Origin of the sequence: Thiemannella venezuelensis (assembly GCF_014203605.1) — a bacterium.
GTDB classification, from domain to species: Bacteria; Actinomycetota; Actinomycetes; order Streptosporangiales; family Streptosporangiaceae; genus Planomonospora_A; species Planomonospora_A venezuelensis.
On record NZ_JACHJJ010000010.1, the window covers coordinates 115,161 to 134,213 of the forward strand.

Below are 19,053 nucleotides of genomic sequence, written 5' to 3' on the forward strand. Positions count from 1 at the left end.
GTTCCCGGGCGCCGTGTTCTCGGGCGCTGTGTTTCCGGTGTTCCCGGGCGCTGTGTTCTCGGGCGCTGTGTTTCCGGTGTTCCCGGGCGCTGTGTTCTCGGGCACGGTCAGGACCCTCCTCCGGCCTGCGGCACGGTGCCGTCCGCGTAGAGCCGCTCGATGGTGGTGATCAGCTGCTCCAGCCGGTCGTAGGCGGGCGGCTCCACGACGTCGACCAGGTCGCGGGCGACCGGGGCCCGGTGCTCGGCCGCCAGGTCCGCGAAGGCGCCGGGGTCGGCGGTGCGGAAGCCGTGCCGGGCGGCGAGGCTCCGCAGCGCGGGGTCCTCGGTCAGCAGCCGCCCGACCCGGACCGCCTCCTCGGTGAACGGCACCAGCGTGTGCTTGCTGAGCACGGTCGGGGCCGGGTAGAGCAGGCGCATGTCGGGGGTGATCGAGCCGTCTCCGGAGAACAGGCGCGAGAGGTACTGGGCTTCGTAGGCCATGACCATCGGGGTCTTGCCGGAGCCCATCACCAGGTAGTCCTCGAACGGCGCCTCGGTCGAGGACTGGGAGTAGCCCTGGTCGAGGAAGACCGGGGCCACCGTCTCGGCGACCTTCGGCACCTGGGCCGCGGTGGTGACCACGTCGTCGCCGTTGGCCACGTAGCTGGTCATGGCCAGGTACATGGCCGCGGAGTTGGAGGTCCTGACGTCGGTGGTGGTGAGCAGCACCCGCTTGCGCGCCGGGTAGGCGGTGTTGCCCGGCAGTTCGTCCCACCGGGTGCCCTGGGCGGCCAGCTTGAGGTACTCGGCGAGATCGAGCACCTGGTAGCCGTGACCGGAGTCGCGCACCAGGCCGGCCTTGGCCAGGACGTCGGCGATGGGCCGGAAGGTCGCCACGGCCATGGGCGAGTAGAAGGGGGAGAAGACCTGGGAGACCCCGCGCTCCTTTTTGATCTTCTCCGCGGCGGGGAGGCTGGAGGGGAACGCGAAGGCGTAGCCGTCCAGCTCGACCTCGGTGGCGATCTGCCGCGATCCGGCGGTTTCCACCTCCACCCGGAGCCCGTGTTTCTCGAATGCCGCGCGCACCCGGGGGTCGTCGAAGAACGGTTTCTTCTCCGAGCCGATCACGCCCCGGACCACGGCCGGTCCGCCGCCCCCGTTGCCGAGGACGACCGCCACCACGACCGCGGCGCCGAGCAGCAGCGCGAGGACGACGCCGATCGACCGTTTCATCACACTCCTTTTTCTGGAATAACCCCGTGAATGGGATTATGTGAGCCAGAGAAAAGAGGCGTGTTCTCCAGGTGGCGACGGGCGGGAGAATTCAATCCGTGTTCATTCACCCGTCATCCGGGGGGCCGCGGAGCGCGGAGAGCCGCCCGGGACCGGGGAGGCCGGGCCCGGGGCTCCCCGGCGGGATCAGACGCGTTCGACCGGGTTCCTGTAGAGGGAGTCGAGGAGCTCCCGGTTGCGCTCCTCCACCTCGCGGCGGCGCACCTTCATGCTCGGGGTCAGCTCGCCGCTCTCCACGGTGAAGTCGGCCGGCAGCACGGCGAAGTCCTTGACGGTCTCGTAGCTGGCGAGATCGGCGTTGACCGTCTCGATCGCCCGCCGTACCTCCTCGCGGAGCCTGGGATGCGCGCACAGCTCGGCCGGGTCGGACGGCAGGCCCTCCGCCTGCGCCCAGGGGGCGACCACGTCGGCGTCCAGCGTCACCAGCGCCGTGCAGTAGTTGCGCCGGTCGCCGTGGACGACGACGTGCGACAGGAACGGGCAGGCGGCCTTGATCCGGCCCTCCAGGTGCTGGGGCGCGACGTACTTGCCGCCGGAGGTCTTGATCAGCTCCTTCTTCCGGTCGGTGATGCGCAGCCGCCCGGCCTCGTCGAGCTCGCCGATGTCGCCGGTGTGCAGCCAGCCGTCCTGGAGCGCCTCGGCGCTCTCCTCGGGCAGGCCGTGGTAGCCGCGCATGATCCCGTGCCCGCCGATCAGGATCTCCCCGTCCTCGGCGATCCGCACGGTGACGCCGGGCAGCGGCGGACCGACCGTGCCGAACCTCACGTTCCCCGGCCGGTTCACGAAACTTCCGGCCGACGACTCGGTCAGTCCGTACCCCTCCAGGATCGTCAGCCCGGCGGCGTCGAAGAACTCGGCCATCTCCAGGGAGAGCGGGGCCGAGCCGGAGATGAAGTAGCGGATGCGCCCGCCGAACCTGGCGCGGAGCTTGGCGAAGACCAGCCGGTCGGCGAGCGCGTGGCGGGCCCGCAGTCCGGGGGAGAGGGCCCGGCCCTCCTGCCGGGCGCGGACGGTCTCCAGACCGACGCCGCGCGCCCAGCGGAACAGCTTCAGCTTGATCCCGCCCTCGCGCTGCACGGTCGCGGCCACGGTGTTGTGGATCTTCTCGAAGATCCGGGGCGCGGCGGCCATCACGGTGGGCCGGACCGCGCCGAGGTTGGCGGCGATGCGGTCCAGGCGGCCGTCGACCACGGTCGGCGTGCCCACCGCGATCATCACGGACTCCAGCAGCTTGCCGAACGAGTGGGACATCGGCAGCCAGAGGAAGTGCAGGTCGTCGGGGGTCAGCAGCTCGATCTGCGCGGCCGCGCGGGCGGTCTGCAGCCAGTTGCGGTGGGTCAGCTCCACCCCCTTGGGGCGGCCGGTCGTCCCCGAGGTGTAGATCAGGGTGGCCAGGTCGTCCTCGGTGACGGCGTCCACCATCCGGTCGTACTCGCCGGCCCCGCCCGCGGCGGCCTCCTCACCGGAGCGCGCCACCTGGTCGAGGGTGAGCACCCAGCCCTCCTCGTCCGCCTCGCCGTCGATGACGACCACGTGCTTGACGGCGGGGATCTCGCTCCTGACGGAGCGGAGCTTGGCCACCTGGTCGTCGTTCTCCGCGACGACCAGCACGCTGCCGGAGTCGGTGAGGATGAACGCGCACTCCGCGGCGGTGTTGGACGGGTAGATCGTGGTGGTCGCGGCGCCGGTGGACAGGACCGCCAGGTCCGCGACGATCCACTCCACCCGGGTCCCGCAGAGCACCGCCGCCCGGGTGCCGGGCTCCAGACCGAGCTCGCGCAGCCCCAGGGCCAGCGCGCGGACCCGCTCGCCCGTCTCGGACCAGGTGAGACAGGCCCAGCCGTCGCCCGACGGGTGGCGGAAGGCCTCCGTGTACGGTGTCGCTCGGACCCGGCTCCGCAGCAGGGCGGGGAGGGAACCGGTGTATTCGACGCTCATGACGCACCTCGGTTGGAGTGGCACTCTAGAGCGTCACTCTAGCAATCGGGGGAAGAGCGATGGCAAGGGGCGCCACACGCGAGGCGGTCCTGGACGCGGCGCTGCGGATCGTGGCCGAGGGCGGGCTGGAGGCCATGACGGTCAGCCGGCTGGCCGAGGTCTCCGGGGCCTCGAACGGGAGCATCTACCACCACTTCGGCAGCCGGGGCGGGGTGGTCGCCGCGCTGTACCGGGAGAGCTTCGCCGAGCTGGTCGGCGCGATGGCCCTCGCCCTCGACGACCGCCCGGCCGCGACGGTCGTGCCGGAACTGGCCGGGCGGTTCCTCGACTGGATCGTGGAGAACCCGACCCGGGGGGAGTTCGTCTACCGGGCCTCGGTCGCCGGGCTGCTCCCCGAGGACGGGACCGCCGAGTTCAAGGCGCGGGTCATGGCGCCGCTGGCGGAGTGGTTCGGAGCCCGTACGGCCCGCGGGGAGCTCCGGCCGGTCCCGCCCTGGGCGCTGGACGCGGTGGTCATGGGCCCGGCCCACGAGTGCGCCCGGCGCTATCTGGCCGGGCCGGACTCCTTCGACCTGAAGCTGGCCCGGCCCGAGGTCGAGCACGCGGTCTGGGCGATCGTCCGGCCCTGAGCGGCGCGTGTCCCGGGTGCGGTGTCCCGGGTGCGGTGTCCCGAGGGCGGTCTCCGGGGGCGGACGAAAAGAGCTTGACGCGACATGAGTCGCATCAGTACTCTCGACGATGTCGTACTGCCGTCCGTAGGAGAGCCCGTTGGAGTTCTGAGGTTCCAGACACCGCGCCATGAGAGCCGTTCCCCGGCCCGGCGCGCAGCTGACCTCGGTGCACTCCGCTCTCCGTCCCGGCCCCTCGCCTCCGGCGCCCCGCGCCCGGTGACGGCTCTTTCCGTGCGGAACCGCTTCTGACGGCGTGCGCGCCCGCGGTGTCTCCCGTGTCCCGATGAATCACGACACACCGTTGGAGCCGCCCCATGTCCTCTTCCTTCACCTCCATCGTCTGCGACGGTCTCTCGTTCGCGTGGGCGGACGGCACGCCCGTCCTGGAGGACCTCGACGCCGCCTTCCCCGCCGGCCGTACCGGCCTGATCGGGGTCAACGGATCGGGCAAGTCCACCCTGCTCAGGCTGATCGCCGGCGAGCTCGTCCCGGTCTCCGGCTCGGTCGCCGTCGCCGGGGAGGTCGGATACCTGCCGCAGAACCTCCCGCTCGGCGCCGGCCGTACCGTCTGCGAACTGCTCGGCATCGCGGAGAAGCGGGCCGCGCTGCTCGCCCTCGAACGCGGCGACGTCCCGGAGCACGAACTGGCCGGGCACTTCGCCGTCATCGGCGACGACTGGGACGTCGAGGAGCGCGCCCGCGCCGAGCTCGACCGGCTCGGCCTGGACCACGTCGGCCTCGACCGGACGGTGGCGGCGCTCTCCGGCGGCGAGACCGTCATGGTCGCCCTGGCCGCGCAGTTCCTGCGCCGCCCGGACGTGCTGCTGCTGGACGAGCCGACCAACAACCTCGATCTCGACGCCCGCAGGCGGCTCTACGCCGCGCTGGAGGCGTGGACCGGGGTGCTGGTGGTGGTCAGCCACGACCGGACCCTGCTGGAGCGGGTGGACACCGTCGCCGACCTGACCGGCGGCGCGGTCCGGATGTACGGAGGGAACCTCTCCGCCTACGAGGAGGTGCTCGCCGCCGAGCAGGAGGCCGCCGAGCGCACGGTCCGGGTCGCGGAGGCCGACGTGCGGCGGCAGAAGCGCGAATGGGAGGAGGCGCAGGTGAAACTGGCCCGCCGGGTGCGCTACGGCAACAAGATGTACGCGCAGAAACGCGAACCGAAGATCATCATGCAGGAGCGCAAGCGGCAGGCGCAGGTGGCGGCGGGCAAGCACCGGAACATGCACGCCGCCAAGCTCGCAGAGGCCCGCGAACGGCTCGGCGAGGCCGAGGACGCCGTGCGCGCCGAGGCGGAGATCCGGATCGAGCTGCCCGAGACCGCCGTGCCGCCGGGCAAGACCGTGCTGACCGTGACCGGCCTGCGGACCGCGGGTGGGACGACCGTGGCCGAGCTGGTCGTCCGGGGGCCCGAGCGGATCGCGCTGCTCGGCCCCAACGGCTCCGGCAAGACCACGCTCCTGCGCACCGTCGCCGGGGAGCTCGAACCGGCGGAGGGCTCGGTGGAGGTGGGCGTGCCCGGGGTGGGATACCTCCCGCAGCGGCTGGACCTGCTGGACGACTCGCTCAGCGTGGTCGGCAACGTCCGCCGGTTCGCGCCCTCCGCGCCGGTCAACGCCGTCCGGGCGCGGCTGGCCCGGTTCCTCTTCCGGGGGGAGCGGGCCGAGCGGCCCGCCGGGACGCTCTCCGGCGGCGAGCGGTTCCGCGCGACGCTGGCGGCGCTGCTCTCGGCGGAGCCCCCGCCGTGGCTGCTGCTGCTGGACGAGCCGACCAACAACCTGGACCTGGCCAGCGTCCGCCGGCTCGCCGAGGCGCTCCGGGCCTACCGGGGCGCGCTCATCGTGGCGAGTCACGACCTGCCGTTCCTGGAGGCCGCGGGGATCACCCGCAGGCTGGTCCTCGACCGGGAGGGGACGTTGCGGGAGGAACAGGATGACCAGTAGGGAAAGGAGTTTGACGGACACTGACCGACCCCACGATAGTGGGGCAAATGAGTATCCCCCCGGCTGCTCGCCGTCTGCTCCCGTGCGCCGCGGCCACCATGCTCGCCCTGACCGCCTGCTCCTCCCTGCTCCCCCCGTCCGAGCCCGTCCGAGGGCAGGCCACCGCGGGCGGGGTCGTGGGGGCGTTCGGCGGCCAGAGCGGTGACCGGGGCGGTGACCAGGGCGGTGACCCGACCGGTGCCGCCCCGTCGTCCACCGCGAGCGCCACGCCCTCCCCGGCCGCGCTGGCGCCCGAGGACTACCGGGCCGAGCTGGAGCAGGCGCGCGGCCCGGTCCGCGAGGCGCTGAAGAAGCTGGCCGGGACCGGCGGCAAGAGCCTCGACCGCCGGGTCAAGGGGGTCGCCGCCGCGGTGGACGACGCCGTGGCCCGGCTGGAGCCGCTGGCGCCGCCCGCCGAGCTGGCCGCCCAGCACGGGAACTACGTCGGCGCGCTGCGCTCCTTCGGCACCGCCTTCGACGGGGCGCTGCAGGACGTGCAGACGCAGCAGGCGTGCACCGGCCCCGCGGTGCTGACCGGGCTGGAGAAGCAGGGCGAGCTGACCCGGATGGACGAGGCCGCCGCCGCGATGAGCGGCTACCCGGCCGACGTCGTACCGGTGAAGGCGGCCGGGCAGCGGAACCGGCGGCTTCCCAACGGCAGGATCATCCGCTCGGAGAGCCGCACCGGCCGGGGCTCGCTGAAGATCCACAACGGGGGCAAGCGCGACGCCGTCATCGTCATGCTGCGCGGAGGCAAGCGGGTCGTCACCGTCTACGTGCGCGGGAAGAGCAAGGCGACGATCAGCGGGGTCCGCGACGGCAAGTACAAGGTCTTCTACACCACCGGGACCGACTGGGACTCCAGGGCGTTCACCCGGTCGTGCGAGTTCACCCAGTTCGGCAAGACGGTGCCCTTCAAGACCACCTACTCCGGCGCGTACGTCCGCTGGAACAACTGGACCATCACCCTGCACTCCGTCAAGGGCGGGACCGTACGCTCCAAGCCGCTCAAGCCGGACGACTTCCCGGGCTGAGGCCGGGGGGGAAAGGCGAAGACCGCGACCTCCTGGAGATCGCGGTCTCGTCGTCCCCCCTTGGGCGGATCAGGTGGAGAAGAGCATTCCCACCCAGCTGCGCTGGCGGTGGTGGCCGTAGTGGCCGCCGTAGTGCGGGGCCGGAGCGCCCCAGGCCGGCGGGGCGCCGTGGGCGGGCGGCGGCGGCGGGGGCGGCGGGGTCGCGTGCTGCTGGGACCACTGGCTCTCCATGCGGGTCAGGGTCTCGAGCTCGCCGTAGTCCAGGAAGATCCCGCGACAGCCGTCGCACTGGTCGATATGGACACCATTGCGCTCATAAGTGCGCATGTTGCCGCGACACTTCGGGCACTGCATCTGGTTGTCTCCTTGCCTTGGCATCGTGGTCGCCGTGCTAACCACAACCTACTGCGTTGGCACACTATGGCAGGCACGCCGGAACTGGACAATCCTTTGGCAGGTGTCGACCAGCACCTGCTCGACCTCGTCCAGTTCCCGCCCCTCCCGCCCCGCCGCGGCCACGGCCGCCGCCGCGAGCTGCACCGTCATCGCCTGCGCCGGGACCTCCAGCCGCTCCCACGGCTCGCCGTGCGGGGGGACCGCGCACCCGCCCTCGGCCCGGTAGGCGTCCAGGAAGCGGTGCCAGACCTGCGGCTCCAGCAGGCCCGCCGCGAACCAGGCCGCGGGCCTCGACAGGTCCCAGGCCGGGTCGCCGACGCCCAGGTCGTCGGTGTCGAGGATGATCCACTCGCCGTGGAGGCGGACCATCTGCCCCATGTGCCAGTCGCCGTGCGCCAGCAGGTCCGCCCCGTCCCGCGCGTCCGGTCCGGGGGCGCCCCCGGGGCCCGGCAGGAAGGCGGCCAGGGAGTCGAAGGCGCGCAGCACGACGCGCCCGGCCGCCGTGCCGCCGTCCAGCCGGGCGACGGTCTTGCCCACCCGCGCGGGCCCGCCCGCCGCCGGCAGCGGGGGGAGTGCCCCGGCCGGTACGGCGTGCAGCCTGGCCAGCAGCCGGGCGCTCGCCTCCCAGGGGGCGGAGTCCGGGTCGTCGTGGTCCACCGGGACGCCGGTCGGCCAGACGGTCACCAGCCTGCCGCAGACCTCCGTGACCTCCTCGGTCACCGGGTCGAGCAGGATGCCGCGGAGCACGGGGTGGCGCACGGCCCGCATCCGCCGCACCAGCGGTTCCCGGTCGGTCCCGGGGGCGTGCGCCTTGACCACGACGGACCCGGCCCGCACGATGACCACGTCCGGCCGGGTCGGCAGCACCTCGGGGGGCGCGTCGCCGTACCGCAGGCCGATCCGGCCCATCTCGGAGATCAGCTCCTCGCTCTCGCTCACCCGCAAAGTGAACCACAGCGTCCGGCGCCGAACGATAATCTACACTGTAAAGGCGGAGGCGCCGGAGCCGCTCGGGGCCGGGGCGGCGGGGCCCCTCGCGTATATACCAAGCGTTTGGTTGTATACGGGTCATGAGGCAACAGGAGATCGCGGACCGGCTGGAGATCGGCGACCTGCTCGCCCGCTACACCCGGGCCATCGACACCGGTGACTGGCAGCGCCTGGACCTGGTGTTCACCTCCGACGCGGTGATCGACTACACGGCGGCGGGCGGGATCAGGGGCACCCGGGACGAGGTGCGCGCGTGGCTGGCCGAGGTGCTGCCGCAGTGGCCCGGTCGGCAGCACCTGATCGGGGCGGCGACCATCCGGTTCGAGGGCGACGAGGCCGCGGTCGCGGCCCCCTTCACCGACGTCCTCGCCCCGTCCAGGGAGATGGTCGCCGCCGATGCCGCCGGGCTCATCCGGGGCGGCGGCTGGTACCGCCACCGGATGGTCCGCACGATGTACGGCTGGCGCAGCCGGGAACTCGTCGAGGAGCAGTCCTGGCGCACCATCCAGTGATCGCCGCGCGCTGATCACCGCACGCTGAGCGCCGGGTGCCGGTCCCGTGCGGCGGGCGCGTCCGTGAAGCCCGGGGGAATCGGGCTGATATGGCATGCCTGACGACATATGACCGCTTCGCACCTGTCATCCTTGTCTCCTGCACACCAGGACGAGACGCGGGGGAACGGTGAACGAGCGCAGGCCGATCGAGTGCTGGCTGTCGGACATGGACGGGGTCCTCGTCCACGAGGGGCACCCCGTGCCCGGCGCCGACGAGTTCATCCGCCGCCTGCGCGAGACGGGCAAGCGGTTCATGGTGCTGACCAACAACTCCATCTACACCCCGCGCGACCTGGCCGTACGGCTGCGCGCGGCGGGCCTGGAGATCCCGCCGGAGTCGATCTGGACCTCGGCCCTGGCCACCGCCAAGTTCCTCGACGACCAGCGCCCCGGCGGCTCGGCCTACGCGGTCGGCGAGGCCGGGCTGACCACCGCCCTGCACGAGATCGGCTACGTCCTCACCGACCTGGACCCCGACTACGTGGTCCTCGGCGAGACCCGCACCTACAGCTTCACCCAGATAACGCGGGCGATCCGGCTGATCGAGGGCGGCGCCCGCTTCATCGCCACCAACCCCGACCCGGTCGGCCCCTCCAACGAGGGCTCCCTGCCGGCCTGCGGGGCGGTCGCGGCGCTGATCACCAAGGCGACGGGCGTCGAGCCGTACTTCGTGGGCAAGCCCAACCCGATGATGATGCGCAGCGCGCTGCGGGCCATCGACGGGCACAGCGAGAGCACCGCGATGATCGGCGACCGGATGGACACCGACATCGTCTCCGGCATGGAGGCCGGGCTGCACACGATCCTGGTGCTCACCGGCGTGGTGGCCAAGGAGCAGGTCGACCGCTTCCCGTTCCGCCCCTCGCAGGTGGTCGACTCGGTCGCCGACCTCATCGGCATGGTCGGCTGACGGCGCGGCGCGGCCGTACCGGCCCGAAGATCGCGGCCCGGCGTAGGGTACCGGCATGAGGATCGGATTCGCGGTGCCGGTGTCCGGGTCGTGGGCGACGCCCGCCAACATGGCCGGGATCGCCCGGCGGGCGGAGGAGCTCGGCTACCACGAGGTGTGGACCTTCCAGCGGCTGCTGTACCCCGAGGGGCATCCGATGGGCCCCACGTACCGCAGCGTGCACGATCCGGTGGTCACGCTGGCCTACCTGGCCGGGGCGACCACCCGGATCCGGCTGGGGGTGGCGGTCCTGAACATGCCGTTCTTCTCGCCTGCCCTGCTGGCCAAGCAGCTCGCCACCCTCCAGGCCGTCTCCGGCGGCCGGCTCGACGCCGGGCTCGGGCTGGGCTGGCTGCCGGAGGAGTTCGCCGCCTCGGGGGTGCCGTTCGAGCGGCGCGGCAGGCGGGGGGAGGAGTTCCTCCGGGTGCTGCGGAGGCTCTGGACGGAGGAGGCCGTGGAGCACGACGGCGAGTTCTACCGGCTGCCGCCGGTGCACCAGGAGCCCAGGCCGGACGTGCCGCCGCCCATCCTGCTGGGCGGGGGCGCGCCGGCGGCGCTGCGGCGCGCGGGACGGCTGGCGGACGGCTGGGTGAGCGCGAGCCGGGAGGACCTGGACCGCATCGGCGAGAAGGTCTCCGTCGTCAGGCGGGCGGCGCTCGACGCCGGGCGGGACCCCGGGGCGCTGCGCTTCGTCACCCGCGGGGTGACGCGGGTACGGCCCGCCGGAAGCCCCGGCCGCGCGCCGCTGACCGGCTCGTTCGAGGAGATCCGGGCGGACGTGGCGCGCCTGGCGGAGCAGGGGGTGACCGACGTCTTCCACGACCTGAACTTCGACCCGGAGATCGGCTCGCCCGACGCCGACCCCGCGGAGTCGATGCGCCGGGCGGAGGCCGCGCTGGAGGCCCTCGCGCCCTGAGCGGGGTGACGGGCCCGGGGCGGAGCCCCGCCCCGGGCCCGTCAGCCGATCAGCTCGGGCAGGCGGGTGACGGTGTCGGCGAGGTAGGGGCCCAGCTCCGGCGGGATGAGGTTGAGGGCGGTGATCTCGGTGGGGACGAGCGGGAGCAGCACCACCTCGTACAGGCCCTTGGCGGGGTCGCTGAACTCGGGGCCGGAGCGCAGGGCGAGGTCCATCGAGACCAGGCGGCAGCCGTACACGTGCTGGATCTTGAGGCCGCCGTGGCGGACGCAGTTCAGGGTGACGAGCGGGGTGACGTCGGAGACGGTGGCGCCCAGCTCCTCCATCAGCTCGCGGCGGAGGGTGTGCTCCAGGGAGGCGTCCCCGGGCTCGACGTGGCCGCCGGGCACGGACCAGTAGAGCTCCCTGCCGGGGACGGTGCGGCGGAACAGCACGAGCCGGTCGCCGTCGAGCAGGAGGGCGCGGACGCTGGGAACGAGCGGCATCTCAGAATTCTCCCATCACCCCTTGACGCGATCTTCGGCGGGCTCTAGACAACAGAACAAGGTTCGGAAGATGGGGGAGCTCCCGTGACGACCGCACCCGCCTCCGGCCGCCTCGGCGCGGTCACCGCCGGCGCTCCCGCCTTCCCGCTCGCCCTGCTGTTCGGGCTGAACTTCGTCGACGAGATCGACCGGCTGGCCTTCGCCACGCTCTCGCCGGAGATCCGTGACGCGTTCGGGCTCACCGACACCGGGATCGGTGCGATCGGGTCGGTCGTGAGCGTGTTCATCCTGCTGGCGGCCGTCCCGCTGGGCTACGTCGCCGACCGGGTGAACCGGGTGTGGCTGGTGGCCGGGGCGGCGCTGCTGTGGGGCACGATGAGCGCGCTCACCGGGCTGGTGACCGCGGTGGCGCTGCTGTTCGCGGTGCGGTTGCTGGCCGGGCTCGGCCGGGTGAGCAACGAGGTCGTGCACTCCAGCCTGCTCACCGACTACTACCCGCCCGAGGTCCACCCGCGGGTCTTCCAGTTCCACCGGCTGGCCAACCCGCTCAGCCAGGTCTCCGCGGTCGTCGCGGGCGCGCTCGCCGCCGCCTACGGCTGGCGCTGGGCGTTCGCCGTGCTGGCGGTCCCGACGTTCCTGCTGCTCTGCCTGACCGTACGGCTCCGCGATCCGGGACGCGCCCGGTCCCGTACGGCCGCCCCCGCCGGGAGCGGGGGCGGACTGCCCTTCACGGCCGCGACCCGGCTGCTGTTCCGGATCAGGACGCTGCGGCGGCTCTGGCTCGCGGCGCTGCTGTCGGGCATGGGGCTGGTGGCGCTGCCGCAGATGCTCTCGCTGTTCCTCAGCGACGTCTTCCAGCTCGGCGCGACGGAGCGGGGCGCGGCGCTGACCGTCGCCGGGGCCGGCCAGATGGCCGGCCTGTTCCTCGGCGGGCGCTGGGCCGGCCGGGCCTCCTCGCGGGACGACTGGCACGGCGTGGCGACGGTCGCGGGGCGCTCGGGGCTGGTCTTCGCCGCCGCGCTGGTGGTGCTGGGCTGGTCGCCGGTCCCGGCGGCGGCGTTCGCGGTGATGTTCCTGATGGGTGCGGGCGGCGGGAGCTTCCTGCCGGCCTACCTGTCGCTGGTGGGCCGGGTCTCCCCGGGCGAGGTGCGCTCGCAGGCCTACGCGTGGGCGGTGTTCTGCATCGGGCTGGGCACGCTCGCCTCGATCGCCCTGTACGCGCTGGGCGACGCCGCGGGCTACCGGATCGCGATGACCGCCTTCGGGCTGGTCGTCCTGGCCGGGGCGGTGACGGCGTTCACCGCCCGCCGCTTCGCCCAGGCCGACGCCGCCTGACGGGAGCTGCCGGGCCGGTCTGACGGGACCGGCGGGAACGCGGCGTTCAGATGTCGCGGCGCAGGCGCTTGAGGTCGGAGCGGTGCTTCTTGGCGGTGATGCGGCGTTCGACCGCGCCCCTGCTGGGCTTGGTGGGGCGGCGCTTCTTGGGCGGCGGGGCGACGGCCTCGCGCAGGAGCAGGGCCAGGCGCATCTCGGCGGCCTCGCGGTTGCGAAGCTGGGAGCGGAACTCGGAGGCGGCGATGGTGACGACGCCCCCGGTCAGGCGGGAGGCGAGGCGTTCCAGGGCGCGGGTCTTGAGGGCCGGGGGCAGGGCCTCGGTGGCGGCCAGGTCGAAGCTGAGCTCGACGCGGCTGTCGGTGGTGTTGACCCCCTGGCCACCGGGTCCCGAAGAACGTGAGAACCTCCAGCGGAGCTCGGCCTCGGGGATGGAGACCGAGCCGCTGATCTGAAGCGGGCCGGGCATGGCGGGTGACTCCTTCGGCGGGGGGCGGGCGTTCAGGGTAGCGAACCGATGCACCCATCGATCAACCGGTTTATGCCCCATTCGGCCTGTTCCGATGAGTTCCAGGCCGCGGCCGTCGCGGCCGTCGCGGCGGTGAGCGGGGGGCCGGCGGCCAGCGCGGCCCGCCGCGCCTCCAGGACCGCCAGGACCTCGGCCTCGCTCGCTCCCGGCCCCGGCGGGTCGGCCGCGGCGAGGGCGGCCGACCCGAGCACGTGCACGATCACCGTGTACGCCGCCCGCGCGGCGTCGTCGGGGCGGAGACCGCCCTCGGTGAAGGCGGTCAGCAGTCCTTCGCCCACCGCGGCCGCGTTCGGGCCGCTCATCGGGCCGGAGAAGAAGAACGGCACGACACCGGGCCTGGCCAGCAGCTCGGCCCGCAGGCGCATGGCGTAGCCGGTGACCCGCTCGCGCCAGGGGGCGCCACCGGTCAGCGCCGCGGGCCCGGCCAGCTCCAGCAGGTGCTCGACCACGACCCCCTCCAGGGCGACCCGGTCGGGCACGTAGGTGTAGAGGGTGTTCGGCCGCACGCCGAGGCGGGCGGCGACGCCCCGGAGAGTCGGAGCCGCCGAGGGCTCCTCGTCGAGCAGTTCCATGACCGCGTCCACGATCTTGGAGACGTCGAGGCTGCGCTTGGGCCCTTTCACTTTCTCATTGTACGGTGTATAAATTCTGTACAGTGCACAATGTACACCGTACAAAGAAGGAGTGATCATGAAGAGAACGGCGATCCTGCTGGTGCTCGGCGCCCTGGCGGCCAACGTGGCCTTCGCCGGGCTGGCGGCCGTCTTCGACTACCCCGACGTGCTGGCCGCCCCCGCCGTGCAGGTGATGGCCGACTTCCACCACCACCAGGCGGCCGTCAGCGCGCTGTTCCTGCTGCTGGCGCTCGGGGCGGGGCTGCTGGCGCCCGTCGCGGCCGGGCTGGCCCCGCTGACCGGCCGCCTCGCCCTCCGCGTCGGTGTGGCGGCGGCGGCCGTCCAGGTCGTGGGGCTGCTGCGCTGGCCGCTGGTCGTGCCCTTCGTGACGGATCCGGAGACCTTCCGGACGCTCGGCACCGTGCTCGGCACGGTGGTCGGGGAGACCGCCGGCTACCTGCTGACGGCCCTCTGGACGGTGCTGGTGGCCGGGGCGGTGGGGGGCCGGCTGCTCAGGGTGTGGGGCCTGGCGGCGGCCGCCCTCGTCGCCTCGGGCGTGCTGGTCCCGTTCGGCGTGCCCGGGGCCGACCTGGCGAACTTCGGGGGGTACGTGCTGTGGAGCCTCTGGCTTGTCGGGCTTGCGGTGGTCTTGTGGCGTTCGACTCCTTCCGTCACAGTGGCTTCGCAGGGGCGGGCCGTACGTGCCGGCGGATGAGAGGCGGGGGAGCATGAGCGCGATCGTGGGTGTGCACGGGATAGGCAAGTACCGTTACTACCGCGACGCGGGGAACTCGGTCGCCGGGGCGGCCGCGGCGATGCGCGGCAAGTGGGACCGGTACCTGCACGGCGGGCTCACCGGCGGCATGCCGCACGCCGGAGAGCGCTACATCGCCGAGATCGCCTACTACGCCCACCTGCTGGGCGAGCACAAGGACGGCGAGCACCGGGGCGACGCGCCGCGCGCCGTGCAGAGCATGGACGCGCGCTCGCAGGAGGTCCTCGTCGCCTGGGCCAGGCAACTCGACGCGCTGGGGGAGGGGCTGACCGGCGCGCTGCACCGGGTGGCCGGCTGGCTGCTGGACCGCCTCCCGGACCGGGCCGCCGACTTCGCACGGGTCTTCGCCCCCGAGGTCGCCGCCTACCTCGACGCCGGCGGCGAGGCGCGGGCCGGCGCGCGGGCGGCCGTGGCCGGGGTGATCCGGCGCAACCGGCCGCGGGTGGTCGTCGCGCACTCGCTCGGCAGCGTGGTCGCCTACGAGACGCTCTGGGAGAACCCGGACCTGGAGGTGGAGCTGCTGATCACCCTCGGCAGCCCGCTCGGCATGCGCAACGTGGTCTTCGAGCACCTGCTGCCCGCCCCGGTCAACGGCTGGGGGGAGCGCCCGCGCCAGGTGGGGCGGTGGGTCAACATCGCCGACCGGCACGACATCGCGGCCATCCCGCCCGGCCTGCGGGCCTGCTTCACCGGAGTCGACCAGGAGTTCCTGGTCGACCTCGACTGGATCGACTTCCACACGGTGGAGAAGTACCTGGGCTGCGGCGCGCTCAACGACCATCTGAGGCCGTACCTGTCCTGACAGGTTCTCTTCACCGGAAGACAGGGATGACGTCTTCCGGTGGCCGGCCGGTGTTAACTCACGGCGGGTAACGCCCTTGCCTGTGCGGCGGCTGTTCATTCTCCCTTGATTCGCAGGCCACAGCGGGGAAAGGTGGAGCGGCTGCACTGGGTGGGTGGAGCAGAACCTGTCACGCAGAGTGTTCCTTTCCGCCGCCGCGGGCACGGGCGGCCTGTTGGTCACCGGGGCCGGGCAGGCCCCCGCACCGCGATCGCGGACCCTGGCCGCGGACCCGTTCACCCTGGGCGTCGCCTCCGGCGACCCGTCGGCCGGCGGGTTCGTGCTCTGGACCCGGCTCGCGCCCGACCCGCTCGGCGCGAACGGGCGCGGCGGCATGCCGGCCCGGGACGTGGACGTGCAGTGGCAGCTCGCGGCCGACGAGCGGTTCGCGAAGGTGGTGCGCTCCGGCACCGAGACCGCGCGGTGGCGGCAGGCGCACAGCGTGCACGTGGAACTGGACGGACTGGAGCCGGGCCGGGAGTACTTCTACCGCTTCCGCGCCGAGGGCCGGCTGTCCCCCGCCGGCCGCACCCGCACCGCCCCGGCGGGGTTCTCCCCGCTGACCTTCGCCGTGGCCGCCTGCGCCCACTACGAGCACGGCTACTACACCGCCTACCGGCGGCTGGCCGAGCAGGAGCCCGGCCTGGTGGTGCACCTGGGCGACTACATGTACGAGTACGCCCCGCAGGGGTACACCGCCCTCGGCGGCGGCGTCCGGCAGCACACCTGGGGCAAGTGCGAGACCCTGGCCGACTACCGGATGCGGCACGCGCAGTACAAGAGCGACCCCGACCTGCAGGCGGCGCACGCGGTCGCGCCCTGGCTGGTCGCCTTCGACGACCACGAGATCGAGAACAACTGGGCCGCCGGGGTCTCCAGCACCGGGGCGCCGGCCTTCAACCGGCGCCGGGCCAACGCCTTCCGGGCCTACTACGAGAACATGCCGCTGCGGCGTTCCAGCGTGCCCGGAGGGGCGTCGATCCGGGTGCACCGGCGGGTGGACTGGGGGCCGCTGGCCCGCTTCCACCTGCTCGACACCCGCCAGTTCCGCGACGACCAGGCCTGCGAGGACGGCGTCAGGGCGGGCTGCGACGACCGGCTGGCCCCGGAGCGCACCCTGCTGGGGGAGGACCAGCGGCGCTGGCTGCTCGACGGGCTGGCCGCCTCCGGGGCCCGGTGGAACCTGGTCGGCCAGCAGATCCTGATGGCCCAGCGCGATCACCGGGCGGGGCCGGGCACCGAGGTCAACCTGGACTCCTGGGACGGCTACGCCGCCGAGCGCGCCCGCCTGCTGGCCGGGTTCCGCGACTCCGGCGCGGCCAACCCGGTGGTGCTGACGGGTGACGCGCACATGCACCACGCGGCCGATCTCAAGCTCGACTTCGACGACCCGGACTCGCCCCGGGTGGCGGTGGAGCTGGTCACCTCCTCCATCTCCAGCGACGGCGACGGCTACCGGGACGAGAGCCGGGTCGCCGAGCTGACCGCGGAGAACCGGCACATCTCCTACCTGGACCAGCGGCGGGGCTACATCGTCTGCCGCCTGACGGCCGAGGAGCTGCAGGCCGACTTCCGGGTGCTGGAGTACATCAGCCGCCGCGGGGCCCCGGCCAGGACCGGCGCCCGGTTCACCGTGCCGGCGGGGGAGAGCCAGCTCGATCCTCGCTGATCTCCTTGTGGGAACTCCTGATCTGTGGTGAAAACCCAGTATGAGTAGCTTTGTACGGCGGGTCGCCGTCGCGGCCCTCGCCGCCGCCCTGGGCGGAGGTCTTCTCTCGGGGAGTCCCTCCGCCGCGGACTCGGCGGCCGTCGTCACCTCCGCGGACTCGGCGGCCGTCGTCACCTCCGGCTCGTACGGCTCCGGCGTCAGCGCCTCGGTCACCTTCGACGAGTACGTCCGCAGGGGCGGCCACGTCACCTACAAGGTGAGGGTCGCCAACAGGAACTACGGGGGCGTGGCCGCGGCCCTGGTCGCCGGGGACTTCCCGGCCGGTACGCGCAGGGTCAGGGTGATCGGCAAGCCTCGGGGCGTGAGCTGCGAGGTCCGGGCGCGGAAGCTGGACTGCGAGATCGACTCCCTCGGCGAGGGAGACAGGGTCTCGCTGACGGTCCGCGCCTGGTTGTCGCCGGCCCGGCGCGGGAAGTACGTCGCGAAGTTCGGCCTGAACTACGCCGAGGGCCCGGGCGGGCACGTCTGGACGCGGGACAGGGTGCGCTTCGCGAAGTTCACGACCCGGATCGTGTGATCGCGTAACCGAACAGGGTGTCCCCGGCGGAGGTGGCGAAGGTCGCCGCCGTCGCGGGGCGCAGGCCGGGGTGGGCGCCCTTGCGCACGCTCCCGCGCAGCAGGGTGAGCCTGCCGTCGCCGGGGGCGGCGACGACGAGCCCTTGACCGGGGCCCCGCCCGGGGACGGCGGCCAGGGCCGCGCCGAAGTCCCCGCCGCCTCCGGTGACCAGCAGGTCGTTCTGCTTCGTCAGGCCGCCGGAGCGGGTCCCGGCGAGCACCTGCACGGCGTTCTCGCCGGGCACCCCGATCGCCAGCTCGTCGTCGCCGTCGCCGTTGAAGTCGCCGGAGGCCAGGGCCGCGCCGAACCGGTCGGAGTAGCGGGGCCTGCCCTTCAGCCCCCGCTGCGACCAGGCCTCCGAGGTCGCGGTCCGCAGGCCGCCGCGCGCGCCGTAGACGACCACCACGGTGCCGTCGCCGTAGTCCATCGCCCGCTGGTTCGCGGTCAGTCCCTCGCCGGGCACCCCGATCGCCAGGTCGCCGCGGCCGTCGGCGTTGAAGTCCCCGGTGGCCAGCGCGGCGCCGAAGGCGTCCCAGGGCTCGGCCCGTCCGGTGATCCACGGGCTGTCCTGGGTGAGCTGGACGGCCCTGCGGCGGCGCACGTCGAGCACGGTCACCGAGCCCTGCCCGTTCTTCAGGACCGTGTCGGCCGGAGCGCCCGCCGCGATCTCGGCCCGGCCGTCGCCGTCGAAGTCGCCGGTCGCGAGCACCGACCCGAACTGGTCGGTCGCGCGCTCGGACTGGTCCACCCAGCGGCTCTCCTGCGTGATCACGTACGGCCTGCGCCCGGCGAGGCCGTACACGCCGACGCCGCCTCCGCCCAGCCCGGGGATCCCGATCACCAGCTCGTCGTCGCCGTCGCCGTCCAGGTCTCCGGCGGCCAGCGCGGCCCCGAACCGGTCCGGGCCGCGTCTGCGCCCCAGGTCGCCGGCGTCGAGTACGGCCCCGGGCCGCAGGCCGTCCGGTGAGCCCCTGAAGAGCTGCACGGTTCCGCGGCCGTCGGCGCCCGAGCCCGCCCGGTCCTCCTCGGAGACGCCCACGGCCAGGTCGGCGCAGCGGTCCCCGTCGAAGTCGCCGGTGGCCAGCGCCGAGCCGAACGCGTCTCCGGTCTCGGCCTCGCCGGGCACGCCGGGGCCGTCCTGGGTGAGCCGCCGTTCGGTTCGCATGCCGTACAGGATCGTGACGGAGCCGGCGCGGGCGTGCCCGCGCACCGTCGCGTACGGCGCGGCGACCGCGAGGTCGGCGCGGCCGTCGCCGTCGAAGTCGGAGGACACGCCGGAGCAGGCCCGTCCGCCGGAGACCGGCCCGGAGAGCGGCGGCGCGGCCGCGGCCGGTGACGGGGAGGCGAGGGCGGCGGCGAGGAGGGAGGAGGCGAGGACGGGGGAGGCGAGGAGCGCGGCTCTCATGCCTCCGATGGTCCCCGCGGTTCCGGACGGCCTCCCCACCGGGAGATGACGTGTCGGTGACCGGGGCGCGTAAAGAA

At 73.3% G+C, this 19,053-nt stretch carries 19 protein-coding genes; 11 read left to right on the forward strand and 8 right to left on the reverse strand.

From position 1 onward, the window contains the following. Positions 1–107: 107 nt before the first annotated feature. Together FHS22_RS16765 and FHS22_RS16770 are read right to left on the reverse strand one after the other, a co-directional pair. Positions 108–1,214 carry a hypothetical protein gene (locus tag FHS22_RS16765; protein WP_184942693.1) on the reverse strand — a complete coding sequence of 369 codons (1,107 nt, stop codon included), beginning with the start codon at positions 1,212–1,214 and terminating at the stop codon, positions 108–110. Between the two features lie 186 nt (positions 1,215–1,400). Next, positions 1,401–3,212, reverse strand: a complete 1,812-nt coding sequence (locus FHS22_RS16770) for an AMP-dependent synthetase/ligase (protein WP_184942695.1) — start codon at positions 3,210–3,212, stop codon at positions 1,401–1,403. Between the two features lie 59 nt (positions 3,213–3,271). Between FHS22_RS16770 and FHS22_RS16775 the strand changes: the two genes are divergently transcribed. The 3 genes from FHS22_RS16775 to FHS22_RS16785 all read left to right on the forward strand — a co-directional run bounded on the left by FHS22_RS16775 (position 3,272) and on the right by FHS22_RS16785 (position 6,905). Continuing rightward, on the forward strand, positions 3,272–3,841 hold the full coding sequence (locus tag FHS22_RS16775; RefSeq protein ID WP_184942697.1) for a TetR/AcrR family transcriptional regulator: 570 nt from the start codon (positions 3,272–3,274) through the stop codon (positions 3,839–3,841). 356 nt (positions 3,842–4,197) lie between these two features. Then, positions 4,198–5,832, forward strand: a complete 1,635-nt coding sequence (locus FHS22_RS16780; RefSeq protein ID WP_184942699.1) for an ABC-F family ATP-binding cassette domain-containing protein — start codon at positions 4,198–4,200, stop codon at positions 5,830–5,832. Between the two features lie 47 nt (positions 5,833–5,879). Beyond that, positions 5,880–6,905, forward strand: coding sequence for a hypothetical protein (locus FHS22_RS16785; protein WP_184942702.1), 1,026 nt, complete (start codon positions 5,880–5,882; stop codon positions 6,903–6,905). Positions 6,906–6,974: 69 nt separating this feature from the next. Here the strand turns inward: FHS22_RS16785 and FHS22_RS16790 are convergent, their stop codons facing one another. Together FHS22_RS16790 and FHS22_RS16795 are read right to left on the reverse strand one after the other, a co-directional pair. Further along, on the reverse strand, positions 6,975–7,259 hold the full coding sequence (locus FHS22_RS16790; RefSeq protein ID WP_184942704.1) for a TFIIB-type zinc ribbon-containing protein: 285 nt from the start codon (positions 7,257–7,259) through the stop codon (positions 6,975–6,977). Positions 7,260–7,307: 48 nt separating this feature from the next. Next, positions 7,308–8,240 carry a phosphotransferase gene (locus tag FHS22_RS16795; protein ID WP_184942706.1) on the reverse strand — a complete coding sequence of 311 codons (933 nt, stop codon included), beginning with the start codon at positions 8,238–8,240 and terminating at the stop codon, positions 7,308–7,310. A gap of 131 nt (positions 8,241–8,371) precedes the next feature. On the opposite strand from FHS22_RS16795, the gene FHS22_RS16800 reads away from it, so the two are divergent. The 3 genes from FHS22_RS16800 to FHS22_RS16810 all read left to right on the forward strand — a co-directional run bounded on the left by FHS22_RS16800 (position 8,372) and on the right by FHS22_RS16810 (position 10,710). Beyond that, entirely contained in the window at positions 8,372–8,803 is a 432-nt protein-coding gene (locus FHS22_RS16800; protein ID WP_184942708.1) for a nuclear transport factor 2 family protein, read from the forward strand. A gap of 208 nt (positions 8,804–9,011) precedes the next feature. Next, positions 9,012–9,755: an HAD-IIA family hydrolase gene (locus tag FHS22_RS16805; RefSeq protein WP_221473742.1), complete on the forward strand. Its 744-nt coding sequence runs from the start codon at positions 9,012–9,014 to the stop codon at positions 9,753–9,755. Positions 9,756–9,810: 55 nt separating this feature from the next. Next, a complete protein-coding gene (locus tag FHS22_RS16810; RefSeq protein WP_184942712.1) occupies positions 9,811–10,710 on the forward strand; it encodes a TIGR03619 family F420-dependent LLM class oxidoreductase in 900 nt (299 codons plus the stop codon). 41 nt (positions 10,711–10,751) lie between these two features. Here the strand turns inward: FHS22_RS16810 and FHS22_RS16815 are convergent, their stop codons facing one another. Beyond that, positions 10,752–11,195 (reverse strand): NUDIX hydrolase, encoded by a 444-nt coding sequence (locus tag FHS22_RS16815; protein WP_184942714.1) that lies wholly within the window; start codon positions 11,193–11,195, stop codon positions 10,752–10,754. An 84-nt stretch (positions 11,196–11,279) separates the two neighbouring features. Here FHS22_RS16815 and FHS22_RS16820 point away from each other — a divergent pair, with 84 nt between their 5' ends. Beyond that, positions 11,280–12,530, forward strand: coding sequence for an MFS transporter (locus FHS22_RS16820; RefSeq protein WP_184942716.1), 1,251 nt, complete (start codon positions 11,280–11,282; stop codon positions 12,528–12,530). 46 nt (positions 12,531–12,576) lie between these two features. Here the strand turns inward: FHS22_RS16820 and arfB are convergent, their stop codons facing one another. Both arfB and FHS22_RS16830 read right to left on the reverse strand, forming a co-directional pair. Next, a complete protein-coding gene (arfB, locus tag FHS22_RS16825) occupies positions 12,577–12,996 on the reverse strand; it encodes an alternative ribosome rescue aminoacyl-tRNA hydrolase ArfB (protein WP_184942718.1) in 420 nt (139 codons plus the stop codon). Positions 12,997–13,028: 32 nt separating this feature from the next. Continuing rightward, entirely contained in the window at positions 13,029–13,679 is a 651-nt protein-coding gene (locus FHS22_RS16830) for a TetR/AcrR family transcriptional regulator (protein ID WP_184942720.1), read from the reverse strand. 67 nt (positions 13,680–13,746) lie between these two features. On the opposite strand from FHS22_RS16830, the gene FHS22_RS16835 reads away from it, so the two are divergent. The 4 genes from FHS22_RS16835 to FHS22_RS16850 all read left to right on the forward strand — a co-directional run bounded on the left by FHS22_RS16835 (position 13,747) and on the right by FHS22_RS16850 (position 17,532). Then, a complete protein-coding gene (locus tag FHS22_RS16835) occupies positions 13,747–14,385 on the forward strand; it encodes a DUF4386 domain-containing protein (RefSeq protein ID WP_184942722.1) in 639 nt (212 codons plus the stop codon). A gap of 13 nt (positions 14,386–14,398) precedes the next feature. Then, positions 14,399–15,247: a hypothetical protein gene (locus tag FHS22_RS16840; RefSeq protein ID WP_184942724.1), complete on the forward strand. Its 849-nt coding sequence runs from the start codon at positions 14,399–14,401 to the stop codon at positions 15,245–15,247. A gap of 154 nt (positions 15,248–15,401) precedes the next feature. Next, positions 15,402–16,955 carry an alkaline phosphatase D family protein gene (locus tag FHS22_RS16845; protein WP_184942725.1) on the forward strand — a complete coding sequence of 518 codons (1,554 nt, stop codon included), beginning with the start codon at positions 15,402–15,404 and terminating at the stop codon, positions 16,953–16,955. Positions 16,956–16,995: 40 nt separating this feature from the next. Beyond that, entirely contained in the window at positions 16,996–17,532 is a 537-nt protein-coding gene (locus tag FHS22_RS16850; protein ID WP_184942727.1) for a hypothetical protein, read from the forward strand. Here FHS22_RS16850 and FHS22_RS16855 read toward each other — a convergent pair. After that, on the reverse strand, positions 17,513–18,976 hold the full coding sequence (locus tag FHS22_RS16855) for an FG-GAP repeat protein (RefSeq protein ID WP_184942729.1): 1,464 nt from the start codon (positions 18,974–18,976) through the stop codon (positions 17,513–17,515). The two genes, FHS22_RS16850 and FHS22_RS16855, sit on opposite strands and share 20 nt — an antisense overlap. Positions 18,977–19,053: the final 77 nt, after the last annotated feature.